Origin of the sequence: Caulobacter sp. FWC2, from assembly GCF_002742625.1 — a bacterium.
Taxonomy (GTDB): domain Bacteria; phylum Pseudomonadota; class Alphaproteobacteria; order Caulobacterales; family Caulobacteraceae; genus Caulobacter.
In genome coordinates, this window is record NZ_PEBF01000001.1 from 343,019 (window position 1) to 359,803 (window position 16,785).

Below are 16,785 nucleotides of genomic sequence, written 5' to 3' on the forward strand. Positions count from 1 at the left end.
TATATGTTGCGTCGCAACATTATTAGGGCGTCATCCAGGAGCGTTCCATGGCCGTTGACTTCGGTTTGCAGGGGCAGGTCGCTATCGTCACCGGCTCGACCAGCGGTATCGGTCACGCCTTGGCTGACGCGCTTGCGGCCCAGGGCTGCAACATCGTCATGAACGGTCTTGGCGAGATGAACGCCATCGAGCGCGCCCGCTCCGAGATGGCTGAGACCCATGGCGTCGAGGTGCTGTATCACGGCGCCGACATGACCAAGCCGGACCAGATCGCCGACATGGTTCGCGCCGCCAAGGCCGAGTTCGGCGAGCTGGACATCCTGATCAACAACGCTGGCGTCCAGCACGTGGCGCCGATCGAGGACTTTCCGGACGACAAGTGGGACCTGATCATCGCGATCAACCTGACCTCGGCCTTCCACGCCACCAAGGCGGCCGTGCCGATCATGAAGGAGCAGGGACGTGGGCGGATCGTCAACATCGCCTCGGCCCACGGTCTGGTCGCCTCGCCGTTCAAGTCGGCCTATGTCGCGGCCAAGCACGGCATCCTCGGCCTGACCAAGACCGTGGCCCTCGAGGTCGCCGAGCACGGCATCACCTGCAACGCCATCTGCCCGGGCTTCGTGAAGACCCCGCTGGTCGAGGCCCAGATCGCCGACCAGGCCAAGGCGCGAGGCATTTCGGAAGAGGCCGTGATGAAGGACGTGATCCTGGCTGCGCAGCCGACCAAGCAGTTCGTCACCTTCGAACAGCTGGGCGGCATGTTGCTGTATCTGGTCTCCGACGCGGGCGCTTCGGCCAATGGCGCGGCTTTCCAGATCGACGGCGGCTGGGTCGCGCAATAGGCTGGGCCGGTGCCCATCCCGCCCTTCACCAAGAAGAAGTCCGGCCCCCGGACGCTGAGCCTGGCCCTGCAGGGCGGGGGCTCGCACGGGGCCTTCGAGTGGGGAATCCTCGACCGGCTGCTGGAAGAGGACGACCTGGAGATCCGGGCGGTGACCGCCGCCTCGGCCGGCGCCATGAACGCCGTCTGCCTGGCCCAGGGCCTGATCGACGACGGCAAGGCCGGCGCGCGCCAGCGCCTCGAATCCTTCTGGCGACAGGTGAACCGGCAAGGCGGCCGCAACGTCTTCGGCGATACGTCGATCTGGACAAAGGCCTTCGGCGGCGGCGCAGACTGGCTGAAGAACACCCCCGGCTGGCGGATGGCCGAGACCTTCGCCATGTCGCTCAGCCCCTATGAGTTCAATCCGTTCAACCTGAACCCGCTGCACGACGCGCTGGAAGGCGAGATCGACTTCGGCCAGATCCGCGAGAACAGCCCGATCAAACTCTACATCGCCGCCACGGCGGTGCGGACCAGCAGGTCGGTGATCTTCCGCGAGACCGAGCTGACGTCCCGCCACATAATGGCCAGCGCCTGCCTGCCCCAGGTGTTCCAGGCCGTGGAGATCGACGGCGAGCCCTATTGGGACGGCGGCTTTCTGGCCAATCCGCCGCTGTGGCCGCTGTTCTATGACGACACCCCCGACGACATCCTGATCGTCAGCCTCAACCCGTTCGTCCGCGAGGAGACGCCCAAGTCGCCGGGCGAGATCATGGACCGGCTGAACGAGATCACCTTCAACGCCTCCCTGGTCTCGGAGCTGCGGGCCATCGGCTTCGTGCAGAAGCTGCTGGACGAGGGTCTGCTGAAGGACAACGCCCGGGGCCGCTACCGCCGGATGCTGGTCCACGCCATCACGGCCGACAAGCCGCTGGCGGACCTGTCGCTGTCGACCAAGTTCGACACTGAGTGGAGCTTTCTGACCGACCTCAAGGCGCGGGGGCGCGCGGCGGCGGAGGCTTGGCTGACCGACTGCGGAAACTGTATCGGTGTGAAGTCCAGCGTCGATCTGAAGGTCGGCTTTCCCTGAAAGACTTGGCCATGAACCATCCCGTGCCGACCGTCGGTGTCGTCTGCCTGCGCGGTGATGAGGTCCTGCTGATCCGGCGCGGCACGCCGCCCCGGCTGAACCAGTGGAGCGTGCCGGGCGGACGGTTGGAGTGGGGCGAGACGCTGCAGGTCGCCGCCCTGCGCGAGCTGAAGGAAGAGACCGGCGTCGAGGCTGAGCTGCTGGGCTTGCTCGACGTGGTCGACGGGGTGTTTCCAGCAAGACCGGGGGGCGAGATCACCCGCCACTACGTGATGATCGACTACGCCGCCCGCTGGACCGGCGGCGAGCCAGTGGCTGGCGACGACGCGGCCGAGGCGCGGTTCGTGACGCTGGACGAGGCCATGGCCCTGGTCGAGTGGGACGAGACGCGGCGGGTGATCGCGGAGACGTATCAGCGGTTCGGCGGCTAATTCTCCTCCCCCGCGATGCGGGGGAGGAGAAGCGCTTGCGCTGACGCTCAACCTCCGCAACATCCGCGTTCATGACCGTCCTCGAAGCCCGCGCCCCGCGTACGTCCCTCAGTCCCAACGCCCTGATCCTGATCGCCGCGTGCGTCGGCCTGGGCTGGGCCGTCGCCGCCCAGATACCCCCTGCGGGTCCGTTCACCTTCGCCTTCGTCGCCGCGACCTGGATCCTCAGCGTCGGGATCCACGAGTTCGGCCACGCCTTCGTCGCCCACAAGGCCGGCGACACGACCATCGTCGAGAAGGGCTACCTGACCCTCGACCCGCTGAAATATTCCGACCTCGTCACCACGATCATCTTTCCGCTGCTGGCCCTGGCCCTGGGCGGCATCGGCTTTCCGGGCGGGGCGGTCTATCTGCGCGAGGACCTGATGCGGTCGAGGGGCTGGCGGTCGCTGGCCTCGCTGGCGGGCCCGCTGGGGACCCTGGCGGTGCTGATCGCCCTGGCTGTCGCCCTGCCGTTCGTCGCCTCTGGCCCGCTGTACAACGCCCTGTCGCTGCTGGCCCTGCTGCAGGCCAGCGCCCTGGTCCTCAACCTGCTGCCGATCCCGGGCCTGGACGGCTATGGCGTCATCCGGCCGTTCCTGCCGGACGCCGTGCGCGTCAAGATGGTCAAGATCGAGCGGGTCGGCTTTCTGATCCTGTTCGCCCTGATCTTCTGGGTCCCCGGCGTCAGCGGCTTCATCTTCGGCGCGGCCCTGACGGTCACCGACCTGCTGGGCGTGTCGCGACCAGCGGTCGGGGCGGGCTGGCAGGCCTTCCACTTCTGGGGCTCTTGACCTTCCGCGCCTGACCCCCTCTCCTTCAAACAAGCGTTTCAGAGATCAGAGGGAGGTTCGCCATGGCCTACGCGCCGTTCAATCTGTCGGGCAAGGTGGCCCTGGTCACCGGCGGCAATCGCGGCATCGGCCTTGGCATGGCCAAGGCGATGGCTCAGGCCGGCGCCGACATCGTGATCTGGGGCTCCAATCCAGAGCGCAATCTCGAGGCCGAGAAGCAGCTGACCTCCCTGGGCGTGCGGGTGAAGGCCCAGACCGTCGATGTCTCCGACGAGGACCAGGTCCGCGAAGGCATGGAAGAGGCCGTGGCCGCCATGGGCCGGGTCGATAGCGTTTTCGCCAATGCGGGCATCGGCTTCGGCTCACCCTCGTTTGTCGAGATGAAGACCGAGACCTATCGCAAGGTGCTGTCGGTCAATCTGGACGGCGTGTTCTTCACCCTGCGCGAGGCCTGCCGCCACATGGTCGAACGGGCAAAGACGGGCGATCCGGGCGGTTCGCTGGTCGGGGTCGCCTCGCTGGCGGCCATCGAGGGCGCGGCGCGCAACGAGGCCTATGCCGCCACCAAGGGCGCGGTGATCTCGATGATCAAGTCGGTGGCCGTCGAGCACGCCCGCTACGGCGTGCGCGCCAACGCCATCCTGCCAGGCTGGATCGCCACCGACATGACGGCCGGGGCGCAAGGCAACGCCGCCTTCGCCGAGAAGGTCATTCCGCGCGTGCCCGCCCGCCGCTGGGGCGAGCCCGACGACTTCGGCGGCATGGCCGTCTATCTGGCCTCGGACGCCTCCAGCTATCAGTCGGGGACCACGATCGTCATCGACGGCGGATACTCGATCTTCTAGTGAGCTGATTTCTGGACTCTGAAGTCCAAAGAAAGCTCATGTAAAACAGGGCCTTGCGGAACCGACCGCGCGGTGAGAAGCTTTGCTTGTGGCAGTCCGGACATCAGATCCGGACGCCGACGAGGAAACGAGAGAACGATGACGCCCCAAGACGTTGTCAGCCTGGCTCCGCCGCGCGGCTTCCTGACGCTGATCGCCCTGGTCCTGACGGCCATGGCCAGCTGCTTCTGGACCGCCGAATCGGACGTCGAGACAGAGTTGGCCCGCCACCGCTAAGGCCGGGCTAACCTCGCGGCACGCTTGCCGGCGCGGGCGCGGCGCGAAACCCTCCCTGAAACAACGGGAGGACGGTCATGGGCCTGCGCACGCCGCTCTGCGATCTACTGCATATCGAGCATCCGATCCTTCTGGCCGGCATGGGCGGGGTGTCCTACGCGCCCCTGGCCGCCGCCGTGTCGAATGCGGGCGGCTACGGCGTGCTGGGCATGGCCGGGACCTCGCCGGACTTCATCCGCGCCCAGATGCGCGAGGTCAAAAGCCTGACCGACAAGCCGTTCGGCGTCGACCTTCTGGCCGCCACACCCGACGCCCTGACCGCCAGCGTCGAGGTCATCATCGAGGAGGGCGCCTCGTCCTTCATCGCCGGCCTGGGCGTGCCGCTGCCGATCATCGAACAGCTAAAGAAGGCCGGCCTGAAGGTCATGGTCGTCTGCGGGGCGGTGAAGCACGCGGTCAAGGCCGAGCAGGCCGGTTGCGACGCCGTCATCTGCCAGGGCGGTGAAGGCGGCGGCCACACGGGCCTGGTCGGGACCCTGCCGCTGGTCGCCCAGGCCGTGGAGGCCGTGAAGATCCCTGTGGTCGCCGCCGGCGGCCTGCACGATGGACGGGGCCTGGCCGCGTCCCTGGCCCTGGGCGCTCAAGGCGTCTGGATGGGCACCCGCTTCATCGCCAGCCATGAGGCCCATGCCGGCGACCTCTACCGCCAGGCGGTGGTCGAGGCGGCCGACGAGGATACGGTCCGCACCCGCTGCTACTCGGGCAAGCCCATGCGGGTGAAGAAGAACCCCTATGTCGACGACTGGGAGGCGCGGCCGGCCGACATCCAGGGCTTCCCGCAGCAGGCGATGGTCTCGATCCGGGCGGGGGCCATGGGCGGCATCGGCGGCCAGATCGAGGGGCTCGACCCGGCCAAGTCCTGCTTCGCCATGGGCCAGAGCGCCGGCGGCGTGCGCGAGGTGTTGCCCGCCGGCGAGATCGTGGCGCGGCTGGTCAGCGAGGCCGAGGCGGCGCTGGACCGGGCGTCGGCCTATCGGACCTGAATCTTAGCGCTTGTGCGGCGGCAGGATCCGCCCGAAGTGCGCCTCGACGGCCGCGTGGCACTCGCAGGCGCGCTTTTCCAGCCCCGGACGGTCCAGCACCTCGACCTTGCCGCGGCCGATGTGGATGACCTTCGCGTCCTGCAGGACGCGGGCGACGGCGCTGACCGTCGTACGCTGCACGCCCAGCATCTGGGCCAGGGTCTCCTGCGTCAGGCGGATAGGCTCCTTGCCCGAGCGGTCGTGGGCGAACAGCAGCCAGCGGCAGACGCGCTGCTCGATCGGGTGCAGGGCGTTGCAAGCCGCCACCTGCATCATCTGGGCGATGAAGGCGTCGGCGGCGCGATCGAACAGGTCGCCGACGCTGGCATGGCGGGCCTTGGACTCTTCCAGCTTGGCGGTCGAGAGACAGAAGGCTTGGCCGGGGACGCGGACCACGGCGCGGCCATAGGCGGGCTTGAAGCCGGCGCTGACCACGCCGCCGATCGCGCCCTCGAAGCCGATGCTGGCGGCCTCGATCTCCTGGCCGTCCGAGGTCACCACCAGCAGCGAGGCCTGGGTGGGGCCGCAGGGCAGGTAGGTGTGCTCGACGTCGTCGCCGACATCGAACAGCACGGCGTCGGCCGGCAGGTCGACGAGCACCAGATGCGCGGCCAGTTCGGCCAGGGCGTCCGGGCGCAGGGCGGCCAGCAGACGGTTGGAATCATAGGTCGGCGCGGCGTCGCCCTCGGCGGCGCTGCGGACGATGCGGGTGATGGCGGTCATGCGTGCCTCCCGTGAAGCTCGACTGCTTAAGCGCGTGGCGCACGGCTTAGTTTCCCGTGGACGGCGAGACTCTTCCGAAGCACCCTCCAGGCCGGGCTGGGAGGGGACCGATGATCGCCAAGCGACACCTGCGGCGGAGGCTGAGCCAGTATGGCGCGCTATGGCTCGCATCGTTCGTCGTCACCCTCTTCGTCATGGCCGCCATGGTCTTCGGCGTCAGGATGCCGCTGGCCGACACCGCCGATCTCGTCCTGCCGATCGCTCTGGCCCTGCTGGGCCTGGCGGTGATCGCCGGCGTGGGGATCACCTTGGCCAATGACGTCAGCCTGTCGACCAAGTCGCTGATCACGGCCCTGGCGCTGCTGCTGATCCTGCCCTTGCTGTGGGCTCCGGTCCTGGCGGTGATCGTCACGGCCGCCGTCGACGGGGCGTCGGTGGAATATTCCACGGCCTATGCCCAGTTCCGGATCACGGTCAGCCACCTGATCTACCCACTGGTGGCGATGCTGGGCGAGGATCCGCTGGTCGGCTTCGTCTGGCAGGCGTTCCAGGTCGTCGCGTCCGTGGTGGGCGCGGTCGCGTCGATCCTGCAGGTGTGGCGGGTCATCAAGCCGTTCCTGTACGGCGACGATGAAGAGACGGCCGAGGCCTAGCTGGACGGCGCCTAGCTCAGCGTCGTCGGGCCGGGCAGCACTCCATCCTCGTCCTGCTCGTGCAGCATCACGTGCAGGCCCAGGCCGGCCGGATGTTCGGCCAGGCGGCGGGCCGCGGCGCTGGCTTCGCCGCGCGTCTCGTAGGCGCCAAAGCGCAGGTTGTCGCCGATGATGGACCAGCGATCGCCGACCCGAACGACACCGTAATGCACCTCAGTCATGGGGGACCTCCTTGCAGTATCCACAGGGAACGCCCGATCTGTGGCGATCACAAGGCCCTTATTCTTCAAGCTTTTCTGACACCGGGGGACATTGTGTCCCCACGCGGGCCTTCGCCGCTCGCCCGTCAGGCGCGGGACGGTGACAGCCGCGCGAGGTTTGGCGATAACAGGCCCATGTCGCGTCCGTTTCTTATCGGTGTTCTTCTCAGCGCCCTCGTCGCCGCTCCGGTTCTGGCTCAGGAACGGGCCGTCGACGAGCGTCAGCGCCTGCTGGACCTGGCCTATACGCTGGGCGAGAGCCATGCCCTGCGCCAGGCCTGCCATGGCGTCGACGATCAGTACTGGCGCTCGCGCATGGTCCGCCTGACCGAGGTGGAACAGGCCGACCAGGCCTTCGATGTCCAGATGCGTGAGCGGTTCAACACCGGCTTCGCCTCGCGCCGCAGCGAATATCCGCTCTGCGACGAGGCCAGCCGCAAGGCCGAGCAGGCCACCGCCCGCAAGGGTCAGGCTCTGGCCCAAAAGCTCTCGCAGTCGATGCGTCCCGCGCCTCCGCCGGCTGGCCCGTCGGATTCCATGGCGGACGGCGAAGCGGCGCGCTAACCTCTACCCAGGTTTGTAAAGGAGCGTTGCTCTTGGGCACGTCCATCGTCGTTCTGGTCCTGCTGATCCTGGCCTTCGTGCTGGTAATGAGCGTCATCAAGATCGTGCCGCAGGGGCGCGAATTCACCGTCGAGCGGTTCGGCCGCTACACCCGGACCCTGAAGCCCGGCATCAGCATCCTGACCCCCTTCGTCGAGACGATCGGGCGCAAGGTGAACATGATGGAACAGGTGCTGGACGTCCCTCAGCAGGAGGTCATCACCAAGGACAACGTGTCGGTGAAGGTCGACGCCATCGTCTTCATCCAGGTGATGGACGCGGCCGCGGCCGCCTACCGGGTCGACAACCTGATCTACGCCATCACCCAGCTGGCCCAGACCAACCTGCGCACCGTCGTCGGTTCGATGGAGCTGGACGAGGTGCTGAGTCAGCGCGATGCGATCAACACCCGCCTGCTCTCGACCATCGACCACGCCACCGGTCCCTGGGGCGTCAAGGTGGCGCGGATCGAGATCAAGGATCTGACGCCGCCGACGGACATCACCAACGCCATGGCCCGCCAGATGAAGGCCGAGCGCGAGCGCCGCGCGGTGATCACCGAGGCGGAAGGCGAGAAGCAGTCCCAGATCGCCCGCGCCGAGGGCCAGAAGCAGTCGGCCATCCTGCAGGCCGAGGGCCGCAAGGAGGCCGCCTTCCGCGACGCCGAGGCCCGCGAGCGGGAAGCCGAGGCCGAGGCCAAGGCGACCACCTTCGTCTCCGAAGCCATCGCCAAGGGCGACGTCAACGCCATCAACTACTTCATCGCCCAGAAGTACGTCGAAGCCTTCGGCGAACTGGCCCGCAGCCCGCAGCAGAAGACGGTCATCGTGCCGGCCGACTTCTCGGGTCTGACCGGGACCGTCGCGGGCGTCGCCGAGCTGATCAAGAGCCTGGGCGCGGATACGCCGAAGGCGCCGCCGCCGTCGAGGAGCGCATCGACCGCCGCGCCGGTCAGTACGCAGGCCGGCCCGCCGCCCGCAAAGCGCGGAGCCTAGGTGATGGGGGCGATCGCCGGCTTCTACGCTTTGCAACCGTTCTGGCTGTGGCTGGCCGTCGCGGCCCTCTGCCTGGCCATCGAGGTCTCGACCGGCACCGGCTGGCTCCTGTGGCCGGCCGCCAGCGCCTTCGTCATCGGCCTGATCGCCCAGGCCCTACATCCGGGCCCGGTGCTGGAAATCGGCCTGTTCGCCGTCCTGACGATCGCCTCGACCTATCTGGCGCGGCGCTTCCTGCGGCCGGTGCTGGAGGCGAAGTCGCCGGACCTCAACGACCCGACGCAGCGGCTGATCGGCCAGCGCGGCCAGGTGCTGTCGACCTTCGAGCAGGGCCGCGGCCGGGTGTTCGTCGACGGCAAGGACTGGGCGGCCGAGACCGAGGAGCCTTTCCCGGTGATCAGCCAGGAAGTGGTGGTCATCGGCCTGGACGGCGCGGTGCTGAAGGTCCGCAAGATTCCCACCTGACGGAAACCTGCTGACAGAACGCGGCGCCGCCCCTGTTATCCGCCGACGGCGACACCATTTGAGCCCCGCATCAGCCAACTTGCAGGGCATGCGCGACTCTGAGCCTCGTATCGGGGCATCGTCGCGTTAGGGGAGACGGCGTGACTTCAATCATATCGGTAAAGGGTCTGACCAAGACCTATGCGTCCGGCCATCAGGCCCTCAAGACGATCGACCTCGACATCCGCAAGGGCGAGATCTTCGCCCTGCTGGGTCCGAACGGGGCCGGGAAGACCACGCTGATCAGCATCATCTGCGGCATCGTCAATCCCAGCCTGGGCGTCGTCCTGGCCGACGGCCATGACGTGGTGAAGGACTACCGCGCCGCCCGCTCCAAGATCGGCCTGGTGCCGCAGGAGCTGAATACCGACGCCTTCGAGACGGTCTGGGCCACGGTCAGCTTCTCGCGCGGCCTGTTCGGCAAGCCGCGCAATGACGCCCTGATCGAGAAGATCCTTCGCGACCTGTCCCTGTGGGACAAGAAGGACAGCAAGATCATGGCGCTGTCGGGCGGCATGAAGCGCCGGGTGATGATCGCCAAGGCCCTGAGCCACGAGCCGACCATCCTGTTCCTGGACGAGCCCACCGCCGGCGTCGACGTCGAGCTGCGCCGCGACATGTGGGAGATGGTCCGCCAGCTGCGCGAGAACGGCGTCACCATCATCCTGACCACCCACTATATCGAGGAGGCCGAGGAGATGGCCGACCGGATCGGGGTGATCAACAAGGGCGAGATCATCCTGGTCGAGGACAAGTCGGTCCTGATGCGCAAGCTGGGCAAGAAGCAGCTGACGGTGCACCTGCGCGAGCCGCTGACCGCCCTGCCGGCCGGCCTGGACGACCCCTCGCTGAGCCTGATCAATGACGGCGCCGACCTCGTCTACACCTTCGACACCCAGGCCGACGACACCGGCATCGCCGATCTGCTGAAGCGTCTCGCCGAGCACGGGATCGACTTCAAGGACCTCAAGACCGACCAGAGCTCTCTGGAAGACATCTTCGTCAGCCTGGTGAGGGCCCCGCAATGAACCTCTTCGCGATCAAGGCCATCTACCGCTTCGAGATGGCGCGGTGGTTCCGCACCCTGGCCCAGAGCATCATCGCGCCGGTGCTGTCGACCAGCCTCTATTTTGTGGTGTTCGGCTCGGCGATCGGCTCGCGCATGCAGTCGATCGACGGCGTCAGCTACGGCGCCTTCATCATCCCGGGCCTGATCATGCTGTCGCTGCTCAGCGAGAGCATCTCCAACGCCTCGTTCGGCATCTATATGCCCAAGTGGGCCGGCACGATCTACGAGCTGCTCTCGGCCCCCGTGGCCTGGTTCGAGGCGGTCACCGGCTATGTCGGCGCCGCCGCCACCAAGTCGATCTGCCTGGGCCTGCTGATCCTGGCCACCGCCCGGATCTTCGTGCCGTTCGAGATCGCCCACCCGTTCGTGATGCTGCTGTTTCTGGTCCTGACCTCGATCACCTTCAGCCTGTTCGGCTTCATCATCGGGGTCTGGGCCGACAACTTCCAGAAGCTGCAGATCGTGCCCGCGCTGATCGTGACGCCGCTGACCTTCCTGGGCGGCAGCTTCTACTCGATCAAGATGCTGCCCGAGGTCTGGCAGAAGGTCACCCTGTTCAACCCGGTGGTCTATCTGATTAGCGGCTTCCGCTGGAGCTTCTACGGCCAGTCGGACGTCGGCGTCGGCGTCAGCCTGGCCATGACCGCCGTGTTCCTGGTCTTGTGCCTGACGGCGGTGGGCTGGATCTTCAAGACGGGTTATCGACTGAAGGTTTGAGGCGAATCCATATTGAAAGTTGAGGAGCCGAAACCTCGTCCTTCGACAAGCTCAGGATGAGGTTTCTACTCGAACGCCAGCAACCGTCCTCACCCTGAGCCTGTGGAAGGGCGAGGACGGCCCCCCGGCGCTAGTCTTCGGTAGGCTCCCCCGCCTTGAGTCCCTGGACGCCGCCGCCCTTCACGCCCTTGCTGACCAAGGCCGCTTCGGCGGCCTTGACCATGGCGCGTTCGGCGTTGAAGGCCGTCAGGGTCTCGCACGCAGCGAAGAAGCCGGGATCGGTGTTGGTGTCGATCTCGGGCTGGGCCACGACCAGGTGCAGGTCGCGGGCCTTCAGCTTCAGCACCGCTTCCAGGAGGTCGGTGGTCGTGCCGGCCAGGGCGTGCAGGCTGAGCACCGCCAGGGTTCCGCCGGGCTGAAGCGCCGCCAGGGCCTTGTCGAGGCCCGGGCGGATGATGGCGTTGGTCAGGCACCGGTCGCTGAACACCTCCTGGCAGCCCAGCAGCAGCAAGCGCTCCTCCTGGACCGGGCTGAAGAAGACGCCCCTGACGGGCGGCAGGCGGTAGTAGCCGACGCGGTTCATCGCGTCGGCTTGGCAAACCCGGAGAGCCTTGGCGAGGACTTTCCGGGACCGCCCACAGCTTCTTAAGGAAGCAAGCTCGCCACAAGGGCCGAGATTGGCGTGGTGGGACGGCCGATCAGGGCCGACAGCTGATGGCCATCGTCGAACAGGCCGCCTTGCGACGCGCCGACGTCCGACTGGGCCAGGATCGCGGCGAAGGCGGCGGGCAGGCCCAGGCTCTCCAGGACCTTGGCGTACTCGGCCTCGGGCAGGTCGTTGTAGGGAATGGTCTTGCCGGCCTTGGCCGAGATCTCGGCGGCCAGCTCGGCCAGCGTGAAGGCGGTGTCGCCGGCCAGCTCGTAGGTCTTGTTCTCGTGGCCGTCCGTGGCCAGCACGACGGCGGCGGCCTGCGCATAGTCCGCGCGGGCGGCGGCCGAGATCTTGCCCTGGCCGGCGCTGCCGATCAGCGCACCCGACGCCACGGCGCCATGGATCGAGCCGGCATAGTTCTCAGCGTACCAGCTGTTGCGCAGCAGGGTGTAGGCCAGGCCCGAGGCCTTGAGCAGCGCCTCGGTGGCCTTGTGCTCGTCGGCCAGGACCAGGGGCGAGGCATCGGCGCGCAGGATGCTGGTATAGGCGATCCGCTTCACCCCGGCGGCCTGAGCGGCCTCGATGACGGCGCGGTGCTGGGGCAGGCGCTGGCCGACCTCATTGCCGGAGATCAGCAGCAGGGTGTCGACGCCTTCGAGCGCCGGGCCGAGGGTCTCGGCTTGCGTGTAGTCGGCGGCGCGGGCGGCCACGCCCATGTCGGCGGCCTTGGCCGGATCGCGGACCAGGGCGAGGATCTCGCCGGCCGGGACGCGCGTCTTGAGGCTTTCGACGACGAGGCGGCCTAGCTGGCCGGTGGCGCCGGTGATGGCGATGGTCATGATCGTTCTCCCGATGGGTATGACGGTCTCGATCTGGGCGCCTTGCTTACTTTTCGTAAGTACCCACATGAATGTAAGTATGAAAGAAACTTCGCCCCCTCCGATACCGCTTTCCGAGAAGCTGCTGCGCGGCGACCTGATGGCGCCCGACTGTCCGTCGCGGGCGGTGCTGCAGCACGTGACCAGCCGCTGGGGCGTGCTGGCGCTGATGGCCCTAGAGACGGGCACGCATCGTTTCAGCGAACTGCGCCGGGGGATCGGCGGGGTCAGCGAGCGGATGCTGGCCCAGACCCTGCAACAGCTGGAAGGCGACGGCTTCGTGCGCCGGGTGGCCTATCAGGTCGTGCCGCCGCACGTGGAGTACAGCCTGACGCCTCTGGGCCTGGAGGTCGCCGAGAAGGTGCGTGGCCTGGCCGACTGGATCGAACTCAATCTCGACCGGATTTTGGTGGGCGAGCCAGAGGAAGCGCCTGTCGCCTAACCTCTCGCGAATCGCGCCCGGTACGCGCCGGGCGTGGTCGAGAACTGGCGCCGGAAATGATGCCGCAGGGCCGGCGCGCCCAGGCCCACGGCCTGCGCGACCTGCTCGATCCCGGCCGGCGAGGTCTCCAGCAGGTCCCGAGCCCGGTTCAGCCGCTCGGCCAGCAGCCAGCGGGCCGGAGTCTCGCCGGTGGCGGCCTCGAACCGCCGCAGGAAGGTCCGTTCGCTCATCCCCGCGGCGCCGGCCAGGGCCTTGATCGTGTGGTCGCCGGCGAGATCGGCGCGCATGCGGTCGAGGATCGGCGAAAGGCGCGAAGCCTCGTGCGCCAGGGGCACAGGCCGCTCGACGAACTGGGCCTGGCCGCCGTCGCGATGCGGCGGCACGACAAGACGGCGGGCCACGGTATTGGCGGCCTCGGGTCCGAAGTCGCGGCGGATCAAGTGCAGGCCAAGATCGATGCCCGCCGCGCTGCCGGCCGAGGTCAGCAGGTCGCCCTCGTCGACGTAGAGGACGTCGGGTTGGACCGCGATCGCCGGATAGCGCTGGCGCAGCGCCTCGGCATAGCGCCAGTGGGTCGTGGCCCGGCGTCCGTCCAGCAGGCCCGTGGCCGCCAGCACGAACACCCCCGAGCAGATCGACATCAGCCGCGCGCCCTTGGCGTGCGCCTTCCGCAGCGCCTCGACCAGCGGGGCCGGCACCGGGTGATCCATTCCCCGCCAGCCCGGCGCGACGATGACGCTGGCCTGTTCCAGCAGCTCCAGCCCGCCGTCGCCGACGATCCGCACCCCGCCCAGGCCCCTCAGGTCGCCCGGCTCCACGGCGGCGGTGGCGAAGCGGTACCAGTCCGCGCCCATCTCCGGCCGCGGCAGGCCAAACAGCTCGACCGCCACGCCATATTCGAAGGTGCAAAGGCCGTCATAGGCCAGGGCGACGACGAGCGGCTGTGGTTTTGGCATGATCTTTACGGTCAATGTCGATCTCGCCAACTAACCCGCGTGGTGGCGCTAAGGCAAGTTTGTGGGCGTCAACCGTTGGAGACCGTCATGAGTTTCGTATCTGAGATTCCCGCCGCCGCCTCGCAGGTCGCCGCCGACCACTTCGCCGCGCGGCTGTCGCTGGAGACCGACTGCGCCGACGTCGCCGCCGCCCTGCAGGCGGACGAGGTCGATTTCGTGCTGCTGCATGTCGTCGGCTCGCCGCAGGCCTATGCCCGCCGTCACGTGCCGGGCGCGCTCCACCTGCGCCACGCCGACATGACCGCCGAGAGGATGGCGCAATGGCCCGCCGACACCCTGTTCGTCGTCTATTGCGCCGGCCCGCACTGCAACGGCGCCGACCGCGCGGCCCTGAAGCTGGCCAGGCTTGGGCGGCCCGTAAAGCTGATGATCGGCGGGATCACCGGTTGGGAGGACGAAGGCCTGCCGTTCGCGAGCGGCGAGGAGCCGGGTCGTCTCGGGGCCTAGAAGACCCTCGGATTGGCCTTGCGCAGGCCTTCATTCGCCAGGGCGTCGGCGCGTTCGTTCAGCGGATGGCCGGCGTGACCCTTGACCCAGCGCCAGTCGACGTCGTGCCGTTCGCGCGCGGCGTCGAGACGTTTCCAGAGGTCGTCGTTCTTGACCGGGCTCTTGTCGGCGGTCTTCCAACCACGGGCCTTCCAGCCCTTGATCCACTCCTGGATGCCCTTCATCACGTACTGGCTGTCGGTGTGCAGCTCGACCTTGCAGGGGCGGTTCAGGAGCTCCAGCGCCGAGATCGCGCCCATCAACTCCATGCGGTTGTTGGTGGTCGCGGGTTCGCCGCCGCAGATCTCTTTTTTCTTGTCGCCATAGAACAGGATGGCGCCCCAGCCGCCCGGACCTGGATTCCCCTTGCAGGCGCCGTCGGTATAGATCGTGACCTTCGGCGTCATGCGAACAGCACGAGTCCTTCGCGGTGGACGGCCAGCTTGCGCTCGTACTCCAGCGGGTCCTTCGGCTTGACCAGGGCGCCGGCGGGCGTCGAACCCCAGTCGGCCAGGCGGGTCAGGAAGAAGCGGATCGCCGCGCCGCGCGCCAGGATCGGCAGGGCTTCCTTCTCGGCCGGGCTCAGCGGGCGGCGGCGCTCATAGCCGTTCAGCAGGGCCTTGGCGGCGGTGATGTTGAAGCTGCCGTCGGGCTCGAAGCACCAGGCGTTCAGGGTCACGGCCACGTCGTAGGCGTAAGCGTCCTCGCAGGCGAAATAGAAGTCGATCGCCGCGGCGAACTTGCCGTTCGACTGGAAGAAGACGTTGTCCGGGAAGTAGTCGGCGTGGATCACGCCCGACGGCAGATTGCGCGGCCACATCAGGGCCAGCTGCGCCAGGTCGTTGTCGATGGTCGCCGACAGGCCCGGCTTTAGGTCCTCGGCGGCCTTGCGGTGCTTGGCGAACAACGGCGACCAGGCGCTCTGGCCAAGGTCGTTGGCGCGGCGGCCGGGATAGCCCTCGCCGGCCAGGTGCAGCCAAGCCAGGCCCTCGCCCGCCTCGCGACAATGGGCGACGGTGGGCTTGCGCACCGACAGGCCGGGCAGGAACTCGACGATGGCCGCCGACTTGCCGCGCAAGGTCGCCAGGGTCTTGCCGTTGCGGTCGGCGATCGGCCGGGCGCTGGGGTAGCCCTTGTCGGCCAGCCAGGTCAGCAGGTTCAGGAAATACGGCAGCTCGTCGGCCTTCACCCGCCGCTCGTAGACGGTCAGGATGTAGCGACCCTTCTGCGTCTCCAGCAGGAAGTTGGAGTTCTCCACCCCCTCGGCGATGCCCTTGAAGGCCAGGGGCAAGCCCAGGTCGTAGCCTTCGAGAAAGGCTTCGAGTTCAGCGTCGGTGATGTCGGTATAGACGGCCATGGCGTCGGGATGCTCGACGCGAGGCCTTCGGTCAAGCCGGCGTCTAGGCCGTCAGCAGTCTCGGCAGCTTGAACGTGATCGTTTCCCGCGCCTCGACCAGTTCCTCGACGGAGGTGTCGAAGCGCGCCGAGATGGCGTCGATGACGCCTTGCACCAGGTCTTCGGGGGCCGAGGCGCCGGCGGTGAGGCCCACGCGCGACACGCCATCGAACCAGGTCCAGTCGATGCCGCTGGCGTCGTCGATCAGGTGGGCGGCGGTGGCTCCGGCCTTCAGGCCGACCTCCATCAGGCGCACCGAATTGGACGAATTCTTCGACCCGACCACCAGCACCAGTTCCGAATGTTCGGCCAGGTGCTTGACCGCGTCCTGGCGGTTGGTGGTGGCGTAGCAGATGTCTTCCTTGTGCGGGGCGGCGATCCCCGGGAAACGCTCGCGCAGCAGGGCCACCATGTCCGCCGTGTCGTCGACCGACAGGGTCGTCTGGGTCAGGAAGGCCACGTTGGCGGCGTCCTTCGGCTGCCAGGTGGCGGCGTCCTTAATGTCCTCGATCAGAGTGACCGAGCCCTCGGGCAGCTGGCCCATGGTGCCGATGACCTCGGGGTGGCCGGCGTGGCCGATCAGCACGATCTCGCGGCCGGCGTCGAAATGCTTCTGAGCCTCGACGTGGACCTTGGAGACCAGCGGGCAGGTGGCGTCCAGATAGATCATCTGGCGCGATTGGGCCTCGGCCGGGACCGACTTGGGCACGCCGTGGGCCGAGAACACCACCGGGCGGTCGTCGGGGGCCTCGGACAGTTCCTCGATGAACACCGCGCCCAAGGCCTTCAGGCGGTCGACCACGTGGCGGTTGTGGACGATCTCATGGCGCACATAGACCGGCGCGCCGAACTTCTCGACGGCGCGTTCGACGATCTGGATGGCGCGATCCACGCCGGCGCAGAAGCCGCGCGGGCTGGCCAGCACGAGCGAGATCGGGCGACGAACCGGCATGGGGGCGGGCGTATGGGCGTTCATGCGCGGAAACTAGTCGTTCGGAGGGCCAGGCG

At 67.8% G+C, this 16,785-nt stretch carries 23 protein-coding genes and 1 pseudogene; 15 read left to right on the forward strand and 9 right to left on the reverse strand.

The annotated features are described in order from the left end of the window. The first annotated feature begins 47 nt into the window (after window positions 1-47). The 7 genes from CSW62_RS01745 to CSW62_RS01770 all read left to right on the forward strand — a co-directional run bounded on the left by CSW62_RS01745 (window position 48) and on the right by CSW62_RS01770 (window position 5,344). Window positions 48-845 carry a 3-hydroxybutyrate dehydrogenase gene (locus CSW62_RS01745; protein WP_099575498.1) on the forward strand — a complete coding sequence of 266 codons (798 nt, stop codon included), beginning with the start codon at window positions 48-50 and terminating at the stop codon, window positions 843-845. Window positions 846-854: 9 nt separating this feature from the next. Continuing rightward, window positions 855-1,916, forward strand: a complete 1,062-nt coding sequence (locus CSW62_RS01750; protein WP_099575499.1) for a patatin-like phospholipase family protein — start codon at window positions 855-857, stop codon at window positions 1,914-1,916. 11 nt (window positions 1,917-1,927) lie between these two features. After that, on the forward strand, window positions 1,928-2,347 hold the full coding sequence (locus CSW62_RS01755) for an NUDIX hydrolase (protein ID WP_099575500.1): 420 nt from the start codon (window positions 1,928-1,930) through the stop codon (window positions 2,345-2,347). A gap of 71 nt (window positions 2,348-2,418) precedes the next feature. After that, window positions 2,419-3,180, forward strand: coding sequence for a site-2 protease family protein (locus tag CSW62_RS01760; RefSeq protein ID WP_099575501.1), 762 nt, complete (start codon window positions 2,419-2,421; stop codon window positions 3,178-3,180). A 62-nt stretch (window positions 3,181-3,242) separates the two neighbouring features. Next, on the forward strand, window positions 3,243-4,025 hold the full coding sequence (locus CSW62_RS01765) for an SDR family NAD(P)-dependent oxidoreductase (RefSeq protein ID WP_099575502.1): 783 nt from the start codon (window positions 3,243-3,245) through the stop codon (window positions 4,023-4,025). A gap of 138 nt (window positions 4,026-4,163) precedes the next feature. Further along, window positions 4,164-4,301: a hypothetical protein gene (locus tag CSW62_RS26505; protein WP_199170493.1), complete on the forward strand. Its 138-nt coding sequence runs from the start codon at window positions 4,164-4,166 to the stop codon at window positions 4,299-4,301. Window positions 4,302-4,378: 77 nt separating this feature from the next. Further along, a complete protein-coding gene (locus CSW62_RS01770) occupies window positions 4,379-5,344 on the forward strand; it encodes a nitronate monooxygenase family protein (RefSeq protein ID WP_099575503.1) in 966 nt (321 codons plus the stop codon). Window positions 5,345-5,347: 3 nt separating this feature from the next. On the opposite strand, the gene CSW62_RS01775 is transcribed toward CSW62_RS01770, so the two are convergent. Continuing rightward, a complete protein-coding gene (locus CSW62_RS01775; RefSeq protein WP_099575504.1) occupies window positions 5,348-6,106 on the reverse strand; it encodes a Crp/Fnr family transcriptional regulator in 759 nt (252 codons plus the stop codon). A gap of 110 nt (window positions 6,107-6,216) precedes the next feature. Here CSW62_RS01775 and CSW62_RS01780 point away from each other — a divergent pair, with 110 nt between their 5' ends. Then, window positions 6,217-6,759, forward strand: coding sequence for a hypothetical protein (locus CSW62_RS01780; RefSeq protein WP_099575505.1), 543 nt, complete (start codon window positions 6,217-6,219; stop codon window positions 6,757-6,759). An 11-nt stretch (window positions 6,760-6,770) separates the two neighbouring features. On the opposite strand, the gene CSW62_RS01785 is transcribed toward CSW62_RS01780, so the two are convergent. Further along, a complete protein-coding gene (locus CSW62_RS01785; protein ID WP_099575506.1) occupies window positions 6,771-6,980 on the reverse strand; it encodes a hypothetical protein in 210 nt (69 codons plus the stop codon). Window positions 6,981-7,154: 174 nt separating this feature from the next. Between CSW62_RS01785 and CSW62_RS01790 the strand changes: the two genes are divergently transcribed. The 5 genes from CSW62_RS01790 (at window position 7,155) to CSW62_RS01810 (ending at window position 10,907) form a co-directional block, all read left to right on the forward strand. Next, entirely contained in the window at window positions 7,155-7,583 is a 429-nt protein-coding gene (locus CSW62_RS01790) for a TIGR02301 family protein (RefSeq protein WP_099575507.1), read from the forward strand. Window positions 7,584-7,669: 86 nt separating this feature from the next. Beyond that, on the forward strand, window positions 7,670-8,617 hold the full coding sequence (locus CSW62_RS01795; RefSeq protein WP_199170698.1) for an SPFH domain-containing protein: 948 nt from the start codon (window positions 7,670-7,672) through the stop codon (window positions 8,615-8,617). Beyond that, window positions 8,618-9,082 (forward strand): NfeD family protein, encoded by a 465-nt coding sequence (locus CSW62_RS01800; RefSeq protein WP_099575508.1) that lies wholly within the window; start codon window positions 8,618-8,620, stop codon window positions 9,080-9,082. 98 nt (window positions 9,083-9,180) lie between these two features. Continuing rightward, window positions 9,181-10,149 carry an ABC transporter ATP-binding protein gene (locus CSW62_RS01805; RefSeq protein WP_099575509.1) on the forward strand — a complete coding sequence of 323 codons (969 nt, stop codon included), beginning with the start codon at window positions 9,181-9,183 and terminating at the stop codon, window positions 10,147-10,149. Beyond that, a complete protein-coding gene (locus tag CSW62_RS01810) occupies window positions 10,146-10,907 on the forward strand; it encodes an ABC transporter permease (RefSeq protein ID WP_099575510.1) in 762 nt (253 codons plus the stop codon). The genes CSW62_RS01805 and CSW62_RS01810 overlap by 4 nt, the downstream gene beginning before the upstream one ends. A gap of 29 nt (window positions 10,908-10,936) precedes the next feature. Here CSW62_RS01810 and CSW62_RS27355 read toward each other — a convergent pair. The 3 genes and pseudogenes from CSW62_RS27355 to CSW62_RS01820 form a co-directional block, all read right to left on the reverse strand. Continuing rightward, a pseudogene (locus CSW62_RS27355) lies at window positions 10,937-11,031 on the reverse strand (hypothetical protein); the annotation flags it as partial. Window positions 11,032-11,037: 6 nt separating this feature from the next. After that, window positions 11,038-11,490 (reverse strand): recombinase family protein, encoded by a 453-nt coding sequence (locus CSW62_RS01815; protein WP_099575511.1) that lies wholly within the window; start codon window positions 11,488-11,490, stop codon window positions 11,038-11,040. A gap of 62 nt (window positions 11,491-11,552) precedes the next feature. Continuing rightward, window positions 11,553-12,398 carry an SDR family oxidoreductase gene (locus CSW62_RS01820; protein WP_099575512.1) on the reverse strand — a complete coding sequence of 282 codons (846 nt, stop codon included), beginning with the start codon at window positions 12,396-12,398 and terminating at the stop codon, window positions 11,553-11,555. A gap of 67 nt (window positions 12,399-12,465) precedes the next feature. Here CSW62_RS01820 and CSW62_RS01825 point away from each other — a divergent pair, with 67 nt between their 5' ends. Next, window positions 12,466-12,879: a winged helix-turn-helix transcriptional regulator gene (locus CSW62_RS01825; protein WP_369827410.1), complete on the forward strand. Its 414-nt coding sequence runs from the start codon at window positions 12,466-12,468 to the stop codon at window positions 12,877-12,879. Here CSW62_RS01825 and ftrA read toward each other — a convergent pair. Then, window positions 12,876-13,835 carry a transcriptional regulator FtrA gene (gene ftrA / locus CSW62_RS01830; RefSeq protein WP_099582136.1) on the reverse strand — a complete coding sequence of 320 codons (960 nt, stop codon included), beginning with the start codon at window positions 13,833-13,835 and terminating at the stop codon, window positions 12,876-12,878. The two genes, CSW62_RS01825 and ftrA, sit on opposite strands and share 4 nt — an antisense overlap. A gap of 87 nt (window positions 13,836-13,922) precedes the next feature. On the opposite strand from ftrA, the gene CSW62_RS01835 reads away from it, so the two are divergent. Next, a complete protein-coding gene (locus tag CSW62_RS01835; RefSeq protein WP_099575514.1) occupies window positions 13,923-14,342 on the forward strand; it encodes a rhodanese-like domain-containing protein in 420 nt (139 codons plus the stop codon). Here the strand turns inward: CSW62_RS01835 and rnhA are convergent. The 3 genes from rnhA to ispH are packed head-to-tail and all read right to left on the reverse strand — an operon-like array spanning window position 14,339 to window position 16,729. After that, a complete protein-coding gene (gene rnhA, locus CSW62_RS01840; RefSeq protein ID WP_099575515.1) occupies window positions 14,339-14,788 on the reverse strand; it encodes a ribonuclease HI in 450 nt (149 codons plus the stop codon). The genes CSW62_RS01835 and rnhA overlap by 4 nt on opposite strands. Next, a complete protein-coding gene (gene thrB / locus CSW62_RS01845) occupies window positions 14,785-15,738 on the reverse strand; it encodes a homoserine kinase (RefSeq protein WP_099575516.1) in 954 nt (317 codons plus the stop codon). Before thrB ends, rnhA begins: the two co-directional genes overlap by 4 nt. 43 nt (window positions 15,739-15,781) lie before the next feature. Then, window positions 15,782-16,729 carry a 4-hydroxy-3-methylbut-2-enyl diphosphate reductase gene (gene ispH / locus CSW62_RS01850; RefSeq protein ID WP_369827411.1) on the reverse strand — a complete coding sequence of 316 codons (948 nt, stop codon included), beginning with the start codon at window positions 16,727-16,729 and terminating at the stop codon, window positions 15,782-15,784. Between the last annotated feature and the right edge of the window lie 56 nt (window positions 16,730-16,785).

Excerpts from the sequence above, each read along its gene's own strand:
- CSW62_RS01745 (WP_099575498.1), top strand. The coding sequence starts at position 48 with ATGGCCGTTGACTTCGGTTTGCAGGGGCAGGTCGCTATCGTCACCGGC.
- CSW62_RS01755 (WP_099575500.1), top strand. The coding sequence starts at position 1,928 with ATGAACCATCCCGTGCCGACCGTCGGTGTCGTCTGCCTGCGCGGTGAT.
- CSW62_RS01760 (WP_099575501.1), top strand. The coding sequence starts at position 2,419 with ATGACCGTCCTCGAAGCCCGCGCCCCGCGTACGTCCCTCAGTCCCAAC.
- CSW62_RS01765 (WP_099575502.1), top strand. The coding sequence starts at position 3,243 with ATGGCCTACGCGCCGTTCAATCTGTCGGGCAAGGTGGCCCTGGTCACC.
- CSW62_RS26505 (WP_199170493.1), top strand. The coding sequence starts at position 4,164 with ATGACGCCCCAAGACGTTGTCAGCCTGGCTCCGCCGCGCGGCTTCCTG.
- CSW62_RS01770 (WP_099575503.1), top strand. The coding sequence starts at position 4,379 with ATGGGCCTGCGCACGCCGCTCTGCGATCTACTGCATATCGAGCATCCG.
- CSW62_RS01775 (WP_099575504.1), bottom strand. The coding sequence starts at position 6,106 with ATGACCGCCATCACCCGCATCGTCCGCAGCGCCGCCGAGGGCGACGCC.
- CSW62_RS01780 (WP_099575505.1), top strand. The coding sequence starts at position 6,217 with ATGATCGCCAAGCGACACCTGCGGCGGAGGCTGAGCCAGTATGGCGCG.
- CSW62_RS01785 (WP_099575506.1), bottom strand. The coding sequence starts at position 6,980 with ATGACTGAGGTGCATTACGGTGTCGTTCGGGTCGGCGATCGCTGGTCC.
- CSW62_RS01790 (WP_099575507.1), top strand. The coding sequence starts at position 7,155 with ATGTCGCGTCCGTTTCTTATCGGTGTTCTTCTCAGCGCCCTCGTCGCC.
- CSW62_RS01795 (WP_199170698.1), top strand. The coding sequence starts at position 7,670 with ATGAGCGTCATCAAGATCGTGCCGCAGGGGCGCGAATTCACCGTCGAG.
- CSW62_RS01810 (WP_099575510.1), top strand. The coding sequence starts at position 10,146 with ATGAACCTCTTCGCGATCAAGGCCATCTACCGCTTCGAGATGGCGCGG.
- CSW62_RS01815 (WP_099575511.1), bottom strand. The coding sequence starts at position 11,490 with ATGAACCGCGTCGGCTACTACCGCCTGCCGCCCGTCAGGGGCGTCTTC.
- CSW62_RS01820 (WP_099575512.1), bottom strand. The coding sequence starts at position 12,398 with ATGACCATCGCCATCACCGGCGCCACCGGCCAGCTAGGCCGCCTCGTC.
- CSW62_RS01825 (WP_369827410.1), top strand. The coding sequence starts at position 12,466 with ATGAATGTAAGTATGAAAGAAACTTCGCCCCCTCCGATACCGCTTTCC.
- ftrA (WP_099582136.1), bottom strand. The coding sequence starts at position 13,835 with ATGCCAAAACCACAGCCGCTCGTCGTCGCCCTGGCCTATGACGGCCTT.
- CSW62_RS01835 (WP_099575514.1), top strand. The coding sequence starts at position 13,923 with ATGAGTTTCGTATCTGAGATTCCCGCCGCCGCCTCGCAGGTCGCCGCC.
- rnhA (WP_099575515.1), bottom strand. The coding sequence starts at position 14,788 with ATGACGCCGAAGGTCACGATCTATACCGACGGCGCCTGCAAGGGGAAT.
- thrB (WP_099575516.1), bottom strand. The coding sequence starts at position 15,738 with ATGGCCGTCTATACCGACATCACCGACGCTGAACTCGAAGCCTTTCTC.
- ispH (WP_369827411.1), bottom strand. The coding sequence starts at position 16,729 with ATGCCGGTTCGTCGCCCGATCTCGCTCGTGCTGGCCAGCCCGCGCGGC.